The 14,806-nt window shown below is 36.5% G+C and carries 10 protein-coding genes and 1 pseudogene; 10 read left to right on the forward strand and 1 reads right to left on the reverse strand.

Translation table 11 applies throughout. The features are described from left to right. Positions 1-58: 58 nt before the first annotated feature. A complete protein-coding gene (locus tag B3L86_RS04230; RefSeq protein ID WP_291115358.1) occupies positions 59-664 on the reverse strand; it encodes a flavin reductase family protein in 606 nt (201 codons plus the stop codon). A 257-nt stretch (positions 665-921) separates the two neighbouring features. On the opposite strand from B3L86_RS04230, the gene B3L86_RS04235 reads away from it, so the two are divergent. The 10 genes and pseudogenes from B3L86_RS04235 (at position 922) to katG (ending at position 14,750) form a co-directional block, all read left to right on the forward strand. Further along, the gene (locus B3L86_RS04235) at positions 922-1,341 is read left to right on the forward strand and encodes an IS1/IS1595 family N-terminal zinc-binding domain-containing protein (RefSeq protein WP_291115360.1); all 420 of its coding nucleotides are present in this window, start codon (positions 922-924) and stop codon (positions 1,339-1,341) included. Between the two features lie 111 nt (positions 1,342-1,452). Next, positions 1,453-2,832, forward strand: a complete 1,380-nt coding sequence (locus tag B3L86_RS04240; protein WP_291115362.1) for a porin — start codon at positions 1,453-1,455, stop codon at positions 2,830-2,832. Positions 2,833-2,851: 19 nt separating this feature from the next. Beyond that, on the forward strand, positions 2,852-3,112 hold the full coding sequence (locus B3L86_RS04245; protein ID WP_188361653.1) for a DUF4212 domain-containing protein: 261 nt from the start codon (positions 2,852-2,854) through the stop codon (positions 3,110-3,112). A 95-nt stretch (positions 3,113-3,207) separates the two neighbouring features. Further along, the gene (locus B3L86_RS04250; protein ID WP_291115364.1) at positions 3,208-4,920 is read left to right on the forward strand and encodes a sodium:solute symporter family protein; all 1,713 of its coding nucleotides are present in this window, start codon (positions 3,208-3,210) and stop codon (positions 4,918-4,920) included. A gap of 93 nt (positions 4,921-5,013) precedes the next feature. Further along, positions 5,014-5,208, forward strand: coding sequence for a hypothetical protein (locus B3L86_RS04255; RefSeq protein WP_291115366.1), 195 nt, complete (start codon positions 5,014-5,016; stop codon positions 5,206-5,208). Continuing rightward, on the forward strand, positions 5,201-7,894 hold the full coding sequence (locus B3L86_RS04260) for an ATP-binding protein (RefSeq protein ID WP_291115368.1): 2,694 nt from the start codon (positions 5,201-5,203) through the stop codon (positions 7,892-7,894). The genes B3L86_RS04255 and B3L86_RS04260 overlap by 8 nt, the downstream gene beginning before the upstream one ends. A gap of 10 nt (positions 7,895-7,904) precedes the next feature. After that, a complete protein-coding gene (locus B3L86_RS04265; protein ID WP_188361657.1) occupies positions 7,905-8,276 on the forward strand; it encodes a response regulator transcription factor in 372 nt (123 codons plus the stop codon). A gap of 126 nt (positions 8,277-8,402) precedes the next feature. Continuing rightward, a pseudogene (locus B3L86_RS04270) lies at positions 8,403-10,304 on the forward strand (acetate--CoA ligase); the annotation flags it as partial. A 62-nt stretch (positions 10,305-10,366) separates the two neighbouring features. After that, positions 10,367-12,316 (forward strand): acetate--CoA ligase, encoded by a 1,950-nt coding sequence (gene acs, locus B3L86_RS04275; protein ID WP_291115370.1) that lies wholly within the window; start codon positions 10,367-10,369, stop codon positions 12,314-12,316. A gap of 262 nt (positions 12,317-12,578) precedes the next feature. Then, a complete protein-coding gene (katG, locus tag B3L86_RS04280; protein ID WP_291115372.1) occupies positions 12,579-14,750 on the forward strand; it encodes a catalase/peroxidase HPI in 2,172 nt (723 codons plus the stop codon). The last annotated feature ends 56 nt before the right edge of the window (positions 14,751-14,806 follow it).

Genomic DNA, 14,806 nt, shown 5'->3' on the forward strand with positions numbered 1-14,806 from the left:
GTCATTTAATTTATATTGTTTCAATTTCTCCAATTTTTAAAATCAGTGTTCCAAAATTTTACGCTCTTTTAATCGAAAAAAGTTCTCCCAACGTACTATAATTCGAACCTGCTAAACGAGCTACAGGTTTATAAACGTCTAAATTAATTCGGTTGTTTTCCATTAAAATAGCATCGTCAATATGTATTATTTTTATTTTTCCGATGACAAGGCAAGCACCACCACCTTCGTTATTATCCATAAAATAATGATGAACCATTTCGCATTCCAAATGAATCGGACTTTCTTTGACACGTTTGGGTTTGATGAAAACAGCGTCAATAGGAGTAAGTCTAGCCAATTCAAATTCATCTATATCGGAAGCAACTGTGGCTGATGTAGCATTCATTTGTTCCACCACAGCTAACGTTGCTAAATTCACCACAAACTGTCCGTTTAGCAACACGTTGTTCAAAGTATCTTTATTTTTATTATTATCTCTGGCTGTGGAAAACATCACACAAGGAGGATTGTGGGACACCATATTGAAATAAGAAAAAGGAGCGAGGTTGTTGATTCCGTTAGCATCTACAGTTGAAATCCAGCCAATGGGTCTGGGGATGATTGTTCCGGTTAATAATTTATATAAAACAGAAGGATCTGTTTCATCAGTATTAAATTGCATAGTTAGTTTGTTGTTTCTACAAATTAAAGAAATTTGAAAGAATATTGTTGTTTAATAGCTACTAAAATTATCAACTTTTTGATGAATTATGTTTCAATTTACAGTAATTAGCTGTTACGTATGAATTTAATTAAAATTATGTTGTTTATAAATTTTAGCCAATAAAAATACATACTTCATAAATTTATTTAAAAAAAAGTAAAGAATCTGTTTTTAAATACTTGCTAATTTAATATATTTATGCAAATTTTTTATATATGGAGATTTTAGCGTGTCCGAAATGCCAAAACAATCAGTTAGTTAAAAGTGGTATTATCAAAGACAGACAAAGGTATTTATGCAAAAAATGCAACTATTATTTTACCGTTAATAAGATAGGTAAAAAGATAGATGATTACTATGTTACGAAAGCATTGCAGTTGTATTTGGAAGGGTTGAGTTACCGTGAAATCGAACGCATCATAGGAGTTTCACATGTAACAGTGAGCAATTGGGTAAAAGAGTTTAAAATCAAAAAACCGGCTCACACCGATTATCATCCCACCTATAAGATATACAACCATTTAGAGTTGGTAGAATTCTTAAAAAACAAAGACCAACTCAAAGGAGCCGGAATGATTATTACGGAACTTGGAGACAAATTTATGCTTATAAAATGGGAACGTTTTAAAGATTAACTATAGTCATTAACAAAAATATATAGAAGAATTTTTTTCTTCATGATAAAAATAGAATTTGGTACTGTCAAAAATAGACAATCTAACCCTTAACTAACCCAATTTCTAATTATGAAAAAAAGTATTCTAACAAGTACCATTATGTTATTGTCATTCTTTGCTTTCTCGCAAGGTTCACCCGATTACGGTGGCGGAATGAAATTCAACATAAATCCCGAAGGTACAAAATACATGCGATTTATAGCTTGGAATCAAATTTGGCTTCGTTCCTCTCAAATGAATCCGGGTACAATGATTGGTGACGAAGGAATTTCACAACAAGAAGATATCGGACTCCGACGATTGCGATTGTTGGCATATGCACAAATTTCGCCTCGTTATATGATTGTAACCCATATTGGTATCAACAATCAAACGTTTATTAACGGCGGAGCTTCCGGATCCTCAGGAACGGGTGGATATGGAAACGGAAAAAAACCGGGACTGTTTTTTCACGATGCTTGGAATGAATATGCTGTTGTACTTCCAAAAGAAGACAAGCCATTCAGTTTGAGTATGGGAGCCGGTTTGCATTATTATATGGGATTATCCCGCATGACAATGTCATCCACACTAAACTATATGACCATTGATGCTCCAATATTCAATTGGCCGTTGATTGAAAATTCCGATCAGTTTGCCCGACAAATTGGTGTTTTTGCTAAAGGGAAATACAATCGTATTGAATACCGGTTCAGTATCAACAAACCGTTTGCAACTAATCAAATACCGGTTGATGTTGCCGATGAAGCTGTTGCTAGAGCGGTGGACAACAATAATAACGCCCATTGGTCAAAAGCCGGTTATGTGGAATACCAATTTTTTGATAAAGAATCTAACTTTTTACCTTTTAAAGTTGGCACCTATTTGGGAGCGAAAAAGATGTTAAATATTGGAGCCGGGTTTTATACAGCTCCAAGTTCCACTAAAACTTCTGTAAACGGGGAAACCGAACGCCATGCTACCAATTTGTTTTCAGGTGATGTGTTTTTAGATTTACCCATTGGGAATAAAGAGAAAAAAATGGCCTTCACAGGATACAGTGTTTTTTATTCCTATGATTTTGGTCCGAATTATTTGAGAAATATCGGAATTATGAATGAGGGAGTAAGAAATACGCAATACACAGGATCAGAAGCTTTAGCCGGACCGGGCAATTTACAACCCATGATTGGAACCGGTTCTATATGGTATACTCAAGCCGGTGTTTTATTGCCAAATGCAAACGAAAAACCAAAGGTGCGAATTCAACCTTTTGCAGCCTATACTTATAAAAACTTTGATGCTTTAGAAAAAGCGAGTAATCAATTTGACTTTGGAACCAATTTTTTCTTAGATGGTCATCATGCCAAAATAACGGCTCAATATTCAAACAGACCTATTTATACGGCTGTTGATAAAATTGATTCCTATAAAGGAGAATTTTTATTGCAATTACATATTTATCTATAACAACCTAAAAACAAAAACAATGAGTAATCAAGCCAATGCAACCGCCTACTGGAAAGAGAATTTACGATACCTTCTCATTCTCTTGGCCATCTGGTTTTTAGTTTCCTACGGAGCCGGAATTTTATTTAAAGATGCTTTAGATGCTTTCAAAATTGGTGGTTTTCCACTCGGGTTTTGGTTTGCACAACAAGGTTCCATCTATGTATTCGTGATTTTAATTTTTGTCTATGTTCGATTGATGAACAAGTTGGATAAGAAGTATGGATATGATGAGGAGTAGGCTTTAAGTGATTAGTAATTAGTCATAACGGAAATTAAAAAAAAATAAAAAAAACTCAGCTGCTGAGTAACTCAGCAACTCTAAAAACTAAAAAAATGGATGTACAAATTTGGACATATATAATAGTAGGGATCACATTTGCTCTCTACATCGGAATCGCAATTTGGTCAAGAGCAGGTTCCACAAAAGAATTTTATGTAGCCGGTGGTGGTGTTTCACCTTTGGCAAACGGAATGGCTACAGCTGCCGACTGGATGTCGGCCGCATCTTTCATCTCTATGGCCGGTATTATTTCCTTTGCAGGATACGATGGAGCCGTATATTTAATGGGATGGACAGGAGGTTATGTTTTATTGGCCTTATTATTGGCTCCTTATCTTAGAAAATTCGGAAAATTTACGGTGCCTGATTTTATTGGTGACCGTTATTATTCAAAAACCGCTCGTTCGGTAGCAGTTATTTGTGCGTTGATTGTGTCATTTACCTATGTAGCCGGACAAATGCGTGGAGTTGGAGTGGTGTTTTCACGTTTCTTAGAAGTAGACATTAATACAGGTGTAATCATTGGTATGATAATCGTTTTGTTCTATGCCGTTTTGGGAGGAATGAAAGGAATTACGTATACCCAAGTAGCACAATATTGCGTGTTGATTTTTGCGTTCATGGTCCCTGCAATTTTTATTTCCATTCAAATGACCGGAAACCCAATTCCACAATTGGGAATGGGAGGAACAATCGCGGATGGCTCAGGAACTTATTTATTAGATAAATTAAACGGATTACAAACCGAATTAGGTTTTACAGAATATACCAGTGGAACAAAATCGTTAGTTGATGTCTTTGCTATAACGCTAGCATTAATGGTTGGTACAGCCGGATTACCTCACGTTATTGTTCGATTTTTTACAGTTAAGAAAGTACGTGATGCACGTAAATCTGCCGGTTACGCTTTATTATTAATTGCTATTTTATATACCACAGCTCCTGCAGTTGCCGTTTTTGCTAAAGCTAATTTGATTCAAACCGTTAGCGATAAAGAGTACAGTTCCATGCCACAATGGTTCACCAACTGGGAAAAAACCGGTTTGTTGACTTTTGATGATAAAAATGCTGATGGAAAAATTCAATACGTTGCAGACAAAGAAGCCAACGAATTAAAAATTGACAATGATATTATGGTATTGGCCAATCCTGAAATTGCAAATTTACCAAATTGGGTAATCGCTTTAGTTGCTGCAGGAGCATTAGCAGCAGCACTTTCGACGGCGGCGGGATTATTATTAGTAATCTCATCTTCGGTATCTCACGATTTAATTAAAAAGATGATTAATCCAAATATCTCAGATAAAAATGAACTTTGGGCAGCTCGAATTGCAGCTACAGTTGCTGTTTGTATTGCAGGATATTTTGGAATCAATCCACCCGGTTTTGTGGCGGCAGTCGTCGCCCTAGCTTTTGGTCTAGCAGCAGCCTCCTTTTTCCCGGCTATTATTTTGGGTATTTTCTATAAGAAAATGAACAAAGAAGGAGCGGTAAGTGGAATGATTGTAGGGATGTTGTTGATGCTATATTATATGCTTAAATTCAAATTCGGAATATTTGATGGAGGAAAAGAAATGGTAGATGCTTTAAAACCGGATTGGTGGTTTGGTATTTCACCTGAAGGTTTTGGAACCGTGGCGATGATTGTGAATTTTGTTGTAGCCATAGTTGTTAACAGATTCACACCGGAGCCACCACAAGATGTGCAAGAAATTGTTGAAAATATCCGTATTCCATCGGGTGCAGGTGAAGCAACAGGACATTAAATAGTTTAGTTATTACTTTGGTTAGTAATTACTTTCTCTGCTCTTGTTTTTCGGGAGCAGAGTTTGTAATTTTAGAAATTTTGAAACGAGGGCATGAAAAAAAGACATATTCAAAAATTAATTGTACTCGGCATAGGGTTATGGATGTTATTTAACGTTCCATTTATTCTTTTATGTAACAGTGCCGATGCCTTTTTTGGAATTCCGTTTTTTTATATTTATTTGTTTTCCATTTGGATTTTGGCAGTTTTAATAAGTTTTTTAATCATTCACAAATACAATGAATAGCATCGGATTATTATCAATTGTATTGGTCTATTTAGGATTTTTGTTTTTGATAGCTCAATGGGCGGAACGAAACCGAAATTCAAAATGGACGAACAATCCTTATGTTTATTCATTGTCATTAGCCGTTTATTGTACGGCTTGGACGTATTATGGCAGCATTGGCGTTGCAGCCGATTCGGGATTGAATTATTTACCTATCTACATCGGGCCGGTTATTGCGTTTCCGTTGTGGATTGTTATTCTAAAAAAAATCATTCGAATTTCAAGAGTTAACAAGATTTCAAGTATTGCTGATTTTATTTCATTACGTTATGGAAACAGTAGATTTTTAGGTGCTTTGGTTACGGTAATTGCTCTACTTGCAATACTGCCATATATTGGGTTACAACTCAAGGCCATCTCAGAAACATTTCATGTTGTTACACAATCAACAGAAAGTTCTAATATTTTTTTAGACACCTCTACTTATGTTGCTTTAATATTAGCTTTGTTTGCCTCATATTACGGAACCCGATACGTTGATGCATCTGAAAAGAGAAAAGGTATGGTTACTGCAGTTGCTTTTGAATCGGTTTTAAAGCTTTTTTTCTTTTTAATTTTAGGTTTGTATGTTACCTATTATGTGTTTGATGGTTTTACGGATATCTATAGCCAAGCTTCTGTTTTAGAACATTTTGAAAAACGAAATACTATTGACGGATTAGAAGGAGCCGTAAATTGGATGATGTTAATTGTCTTGTCTTTTTTTGCTATTTTTTTATTACCAAGACAGTTTCATATGAGCATTGTAGAAAACAACAGAGAGCGTCACATTCGAACAGCTATTTGGTTGTTTCCGTTGTACCTTTTATTGTTTAATTTTTTTGTTTATCCAATTGCTTGGGGAGGAAATATCTTGTTTGACGGACAAGACATGAATTCCGATATGTTTTCATTATTGATTCCACAATCCAGAGGTAATGATTTCATGACGGTTTTGGTGTTCTTAGGTGGATTTTCAGCGGCAATATCTATGATTGTAGTTTCATCAATAAGTTTATCTACCATGTTGAGTAACAATTTGCTCATTCCCTATGGTTTTTTAGGCTCCCTTCAAAAGGACAACCAAGAAAGAAACAACAGTCGAATTGTTAGAATCAGACGTATTGGAATTTTCAGTTTGATTATTCTATCGTTTTTGTATTACCGTTTTTTTATCATGGATTTCTCGCTCGTTTCTGTCGGGTTGATATCGTTTGTGATTGTGGCTCAATTGGCACCTGCATTTTTTGGAGCTTTATTTTGGAAACGCGGTTCTTTAATTGGAGCCATTAGCGGTGTTTTTGTTGGTTTTAGCATTTGTTTTTACACCTTATTATTACCCTTTTTTTTAAGTTCATTGAATCCTGACAGTTTGTTTTTTAAAGAAGGTTTTTGGGGATTTGAATTATTGCAACCCTTTCAGTTATTTGGATTAAACTATCTTGATCCTGTGCCTCATGCCTTGTTTTGGAGTTTGTTTTTTAACTTGATGGTTTATTTGGCATTTTCGGTAAGTTTTAAAGGTAATTACAGAGAACGCAATTATGCCGAAATGTTTGTAGATATTGACAAATACATTACCAACCATGAGAATGCATTTGTATGGAAAGGTACTGCTTATGTTTCGGATATTGAAAAAGTATTGAAACGTTTTTTAGGTGAAGAACGAACAAATCGAGCGTTGCATCTTTTTAAAATGAAATACAATATTGCTCCGGATAATTTGATGGCAGATGCCCGATTAATCAAATTTGCAGAGAATTTATTAACAGGACATATCGGAACTGCTTCGGCAAAAATTTTAATTGACGGTGTTACCAAAGAAGATAAAATCAGCTTACCGGAAGTATTAAAAATCTTAGAGGAATCTAAAGAAAACATAACCATCAACAAAAAATTGGTGGAAACGTCAAACGAACTCAAGCAACTGTCGGGACAATTGAAAGAAGCTAATTTTGCCTTGTTGGTAAAAGACAAACAAAAAGATGAATTTTTAGATACTGTGACACATGAGTTGAGAACTCCAATCACAGCCATCAGAGCCGCCAGTGAAATTTTACATGACGATGAAGATATTCCGGAAGCCATGCGAAAACAGTTTCTTCAAAATATCATTTCAGAATCGGACCGATTAAATCGATTGATTGATAAGATTTTAGATTTAGAAAAATTTGAAACCGGAAAACAAAAAATCAGTTTAACAGAGCAAGATATTATTACAACCATTGCCAACTCCATTAGACCGTTACAGCAGTTGATTTCCAATAAAAAAATCTACCTTGAATTTAACGAAAATCAAAAAGCCATAAAGTTGTATTTTGATGAAGAACGCATGATTCAAGTTATCACCAACTTAGTTTCAAACGCCATTAAATTTTGTGATGAAAAGGAAGGCGTTATCATTATTTCTTTGCAGAATAACGACACCGAATACAGTGTACATATATTTAATAACGGAAAAGGAGTGAACCCTAACGAATTGGAAGCCGTATTCGAAAAATTCTACCAATCCAGTGACCAGACTATCAAGAAGCCAATTGGAAGCGGATTAGGATTAGCCATTTGCAAACAAATTATTGAAGCCCATAAAGGTAAAATTTGGGCTACAAATGTGGAAAAAGGTGTTACATTTTCGTTTACCATTCCCAAACAATTAATTGATTAAAATAGAGCTTATGAAAAAGATATTATTAGTTGATGATGAACCCAATATCATTATGTCGTTGGAATATACGTTCAAGAAAAACAATTTTGAAGTGTTCATAGCCAGAGATGGTCAAGAAGCTCTGGACATTCTCAAAACAGAACAACCCGATTTGATTATTCTTGACATCATGATGCCAAATGTTGACGGTTATGCCACGATTGAAGCTGTTAAAAAAGACGAAAAATTGAATGCTTGTAAAGTCATTTTTCTTTCTGCAAAAAATAAAGAAAGTGATATCGAAAAAGGAATGAAATTAGGAGCCAACGCTTATATGACCAAGCCGTTTTCCATTAAAAAATTAGTGGAACAGGTGAATGTCTTGCTTTTAGAAAGTGATTAATCACTCCTTAAGTGAAAAGTAAATTATTAAATCAAACTCAGCAACTCAGTAACTCAGTAACTCAGTAACTCAGTAACTCAGTAACTCAGTAACTCAGTAACTCAGAACCTCAGCAACTTAGCAACTCAAAAAATGAACTACAAAGATTTCTATCAAAAAAGTCTTGAACAACCGGAACAATTCTGGAAAGAACAAGCCGAACAAATTGAGTGGTATGCTCAACCTCAAACCATTTTATCAAAAGATCAAAATGACTATCCGCTTTGGTATGCTGATGGCGAACTCAACATGTGTTATTTGGCTTTAGACAAACACATTCAAGATGGCTTTGGTGATCATGTGGCGATTATTTATGATTCTCCGGTAACACAAACAGTAATTAAATATACTTATCATCAAGTTAAAACGGAAGTAGCTAAGTTAGCCGGAGGTCTACTTTCTCTAGGTTTGAAAAAAGGAGATACCGCTGTAGTTTATATGCCAATGATTCCTCAAGCTGCCTTTGCTATGTTGGCTTGTGCTCGAATTGGTGTGACACATTCTGTTGTTTTTGGCGGATTTGCACCGCATGAACTAGCTATACGTATTAACGATTGCAAACCTCGCGTTATTTTAACGGCTTCGTCAGGCATTGAAGTAGATCGCTTGATTGCTTATAAACCTTTGGTAGATGAAGCCATTGAATTGGCAGAACACAAACCTAAAAAAGTGGTAGTTTTCAATCGCAAATTAGGAGCAAGGGTACCTTTTAAAAAATACGATGTCGATTATGATGCCCTGGTTTATGGTTCTGAAGAAGTGCCTTGCGTTGCAGTAAATGCCACGCATCCTTTATATGTATTATATACTTCCGGAACTACCGGAAAACCAAAAGGAATTGTAAGAGATACAGGAGGTTATGCAGTATCACTTAAATTTTCAATGAAATATATTTACGGAGTAAAACCCGATGAAGTTTTTTGGGCGGCTTCCGATGTAGGCTGGGTAGTTGGTCATAGTTATATTGTTTATGGTCCGCTAATCAATCGAAATACAACCGTACTTTTTGAAGGGAAACCCATCAAAACTCCCGATGCCTCCACTTTTTGGCGAGTCATTTCTGAACACAAAGTGGCTGTGATGTTTACTGCTCCAACAGCTATCCGAGCCATAAAAAAAGAAGATCCTAACGGAGATTTTATCAAAAACTATGATTTATCGTGTTTGCGAACGCAATTTTTAGCAGGAGAACGTTGTGATGTGGCTACTTTAGAGTGGTACAACCAACATATTCCGGTACCTGCCATTGATCATTGGTGGCAAACCGAATCCGGATGGCCTATGATTGCCAACATGATGGGAGTGGAATTTCTGGATATAAAACCCGGTTCGGCAGGAAAAGCGGTTTGCGGTTATGCTATTCAAATTTTAAATGAAAACGGACAAGAAAACGGTCCTAACGAAGAAGGATTTGTAGTAATCAAATTGCCGTTACCTCCCGGAACCATGTTGGATTTATGGAAGGATTCTCCACGATTCAAATCGGGTTATTTGAGTGCGTTTCCCGGTTATTATTTTTCAGGTGATGGCGGATTTAAAGATGCTGAAGGTTATATTTATATCACAGGAAGAGTTGATGACGTAATTAATGTTGCCGGTCATCGTTTATCAACAGCAGAAATGGAAGAAATTGTTGCTTCGCATCCCGCTGTTGCAGAATGTGCTGTTGTTGGAATTCATGATGAATTAAGAGGACAAATTCCTTTAGCTATGGTAGTCACCAAAACCGGAGAGTTAATGGAACATTTTCAATTGGAATATGAAATTGTACATTTAATACGAGATCAAATTGGAGCTGTGGCCTGTTTGAGAAATGTGATGGTAGTGCAACGCTTACCAAAAACACGTTCCGGTAAAATATTGCGTAAACTGTTGCGAAGTATTGTTGATAAAGAAAACTTTCAAATTCCATCCACAATTGATGACGAAGCAATCATTGGTGAAATTCAGGAAGTGATTGATAAATATGCAACTAACAAACAAAAATAATATCAAATTCCTAATTTTAACTATATCTTTTTAGCAAACATACATTGGTGTGAAACAATAGAATGGTTATTTTTACAAAAAATTACACACAAAAAAAGAAGATTATGAGCTATTATAAAATCCATGATTTAGAGAATTATTTTAAAATGTATAAAAAGTCGGTTCGCGAACCCCGAAAATTCTGGGATCGAATTGCCGATGAAAACTTTACTTGGTATCAGAAATGGGACAAAGTATTTGAATTTGATATGCAAGAAGCTAAATTCAAATGGTTTGTAGATGCCAAAGTAAACATAACTAAAAACTGCATTGACAGACACTTAGCCCGAAGAGGAGATAAAACCGCTATTATCTTTGAACCTAATGATCCAAAAGAAGAAGCTCAACATATTTCATATAATGAACTGTATGCCAGAGTGGCCAAAATGGCGAATGTTTTAAGAGATCAAGGTATAAAAAAAGGAGACAGAGTTTGTATTTATTTGCCAATGATTCCTGAATTGGCTGTTTCAGTTTTAGCTTGTGCCCGAATTGGAGCCATTCATTCGGTTGTTTTTGCCGGATTTTCAGCTTCTGCAGTTGCTACACGAATCAACGATTCTGAATGTAACATGGTTATCACTTCTGATGGAGGTTTCAGAGGAAATAAAACCATCGATTTAAAAGGTATTATTGATGAAGCTCTTGAAAAATGTCCAACCGTTGAAAAAGTATTGGTTGCGAAACGCACACATGAAACGGTAAACATGAAAGAAGGTCGCGATTTATGGTTACAACCACTTTTAGATGAAGCCATTCCAAACAATGTAGCTGAAATTATGGATGCAGAAGATCCGTTATTCATTTTATATACATCCGGTTCCACCGGAAAACCAAAAGGAATGTTGCATACCACAGCGGGATATATGGTTTATACTGCGTATACGTTTAAAAACGTTTTCAATTATGAAGAAAATGATGTCTATTGGTGTACCGCCGATATTGGTTGGATAACGGGGCATTCTTATATCTTATATGGTCCGTTATTAAACGGAGCAACAACTGTATTGTTTGAAGGCGTACCATCGTATCCTGATTTTAGTCGTTTTTGGGAAGTGATAGAAAAACATAAAATCACACAGTTTTACACTGCTCCAACAGCCATTCGGGCTTTAGCTAAAGAAAGTTTGGATTTCGTACAACGTTTTCCTTTGAAATCTTTAAAAGTTATTGGTTCCGTGGGTGAACCTATTAACGAAGAAGCTTGGCACTGGTACAACGACCACGTTGGTGGAAAACGTTGTCCATTGGTAGATACCTGGTGGCAAACTGAAACCGGTGGCATTATGATTTCTCCGATTCCTTTTGTTACGCCAACAAAACCAACATATGCGTCGTTACCATTACCCGGAATTCAACCCGTTTTGATGGATGAATTGCGTAATGAAATTGAAGGCAATCAAGTTACCGGAAGTTTGTGTATTAAATTCCCGTGGCCGGCAATGGCTCGAACCATTTGGGGCGATCATGAACGTTATAGAGAAACCTATTTCTCTGCATTTCCGGGTAAATATTTCACTGGAGATGGAGCTTTACGCGATGAAGTAGGTTATTACCGAATTACCGGTAGAGTTGATGATGTAATCATTGTTTCCGGACATAATTTAGGAACAGCACCAATTGAAGATTCAATCAACGAGCATCCTGCTGTGGCAGAAAGTGCGATTGTTGGTTTCCCTCATGATGTAAAAGGAAATGCGTTGTATGGATTTGTAATTTTAAAAGAATCCGGAGAGAGCAGAAATCAGGATAATTTACGAAAAGAAATTAACCAACAAATCTCTGATCAAATCGGACCAATTGCCAAGTTAGATAAAATCCAGTTTGTTTCCGGATTACCAAAAACAAGAAGTGGAAAAATCATGCGTCGTATTTTACGTAAAATAGCTGAAGGTGATTTTGAGAATTTTGGAGATATTTCCACATTATTGAATCCTGAGATTGTGGAGGAGATAAAGGAAGGTAGATTGTAAATTTAAGATAGAAAATTTAGTTCAACTCCGACAGCGTTTTACACTCTGTCGGATTTTTTTATATAATTATTGAATAATCCATCATAGTTTTTATCTATTAAAAATAAAAAAGTTGAGAATTATTTTTATTATCTTAGCATTAAATTAATTCAATATACAACAAATAGCTGTTAAGAATAAAAGCTGACTTATTGTGCTACTTTTTTAATTGCTAATATTTTAACCTTTTGTGTTGCTAACCTTTTAAATTAAAATAATAATCATGAACAACTTAGAGTCCGGAAAATGCCCGTTTCATCACGGAGCCAATACCGAAGCAAACAAATCTGTAATGGAGTGGTGGCCAAAGTCACTTAACTTAGACATCCTTCATCAACATGACACCAAAACAAATCCTGCAGGAGAAAAATTCAACTATGCAGAAGAATTCAAAAAACTAGATTTAGAAGCTTTAAAAAATGATTTAAAAGCGGCAATGACAGACAGCCAAGACTGGTGGCCTGCTGATTGGGGGCATTATGGCGGTTTAATGATTCGTATGGCTTGGCATTCAGCAGGAACATACAGAATTGCAGACGGTAGAGGAGGAAGTAACACCGGAAACCTTCGTTTTGCTCCATTAAGTAGTTGGCCGGACAACGGTAACCTAGACAAAGCCAGAAGATTATTATGGCCGATTAAGAAAAAATACGGAAACAAAGTTTCATGGGCAGATTTATTCATTCTAGCCGGAAACATGGCCTATGAGTCTATGGGATTCAAAACCTTTGGTTTTGCAGGAGGTCGTGAAGATATTTGGCATCCTGAAAAAGACATCTATTGGGGTTCAGAAAAAGAATTCTTAGCCAAAACAGGCAGTGAAGGAAGTCGTTATTCCGGTGAACGCGACCTTGAAAATCCGTTAGCAGCTGTAATGATGGGACTTATATATGTAAACCCTGAAGGAGTTGACGGTAACCCGGACCCTTTAAAAACAGCTCGTGACATGCGAATTACGTTCGAGCGTATGGCTATGAATGATGAAGAAACAGTAGCTCTTACTGCAGGTGGTCACACCGTAGGTAAAGCTCATGGGAATGGAGATGCATCTATTTTAGGAGAAAATCCTGAAGCTGGAGATATCAAAGACCAAGGTTTTGGCTGGATGAATCCAAAAGGAAAAGGAAACGGTGCAGATACAGTAACCAGTGGATTAGAAGGAGCATGGACCACACATCCTACGAAGTGGGACAACGGTTATTTTGAAATGCTTTTCAACCATGAATGGGAATTGAGAAAAAGTCCGGCAGGAGCATGGCAGTGGGAACCCATCAACATTAAAGAAGAAGACAAACCTATAGATGCTCATAACCCTAACGCACGTCAAAATCCAATCATGACTGATGCGGATATGGCGTTAAAAATGGATCCGGAGTATCGTAAAATTTCAGAGCGTTTCAAAAATGATCCTGCTTATTTTGATGATGTGTTTGCCAGAGCATGGTTCAAATTGACTCACCGTGATTTAGGTCCAAAAAGCAGATACCTTGGACCAGATGTTCCAAGTGAAGATTTGATTTGGCAAGACCCGATTCCGGCTGTAGATTATGCTTTGACAGCTAGTGAAATTGAAGATTTAAAAGAAACCTTATTAAACAGTGGTTTAACACAAACAGAGTTGATTAACACCGCTTGGGACAGTGCGAGAACCTTCAGACAATCCGATTTCAGAGGTGGTGCAAACGGAGCTCGTATTCGTTTAGCTCCACAAAAAGATTGGGATGGCAATGAACCGCCACGTTTACAGAAAGTGTTAAACAAACTCACGGAAATCCAAAGTGGTTTAGCAAAAAAAGTAAGCCTTGCCGATTTAATCGTATTAGGCGGAACTGCGGCTGTTGAGAAAGCAGCCAGACAAGCAGGTGTAAACGTAACTGTACCATTTACCTCAGGTCGTGGAGATGCTACAGCTGAGATGACAGATGTAGCCTCTTTTGAAGTATTAGAACCTCTACATGACGGTTTCAGAAACTGGCAAAAAAAGGAATATACCGTAAACCCGGAAGAATTACTTTTAGACAAAGCCCAACTTCTTGGTTTATCAGCCCCTGAAATGACAGTACTGATAGGAGGTTTGCGAGTATTAGGTGCTAACTATGGTGGGTTCAAACACGGTGTTTTCACAGACAGAGTAGGAGTATTGACAAATGATTTCTTTGTGAACCTCACAGATATGAGCAACTCATGGAATCCTGTGGCCTACAACCTTTATAACATTGTAGACCGAAAAACCGGAGCCACAAAATGGACGGCTACACGAGTAGACTTAGTATTCGGTTCAAACTCCATCTTGAGAGGCTATGCAGAATTTTATGCCCAAGATGATAACAAAGAAAAATTTGTTAACGATTTCATCGCCGCTTGGAACAAAGTGATGAATGCCGATCTTTTTTAAAAGAAACCATTTCCAAATATTTAATCCTTATAAGGTGGCTTGGCAACAAGTCACCT

It is taken from the genome of Flavobacterium sp. UBA6135, from assembly GCF_002428305.1.
GTDB lineage: Bacteria > Bacteroidota > Bacteroidia > Flavobacteriales > Flavobacteriaceae > Flavobacterium.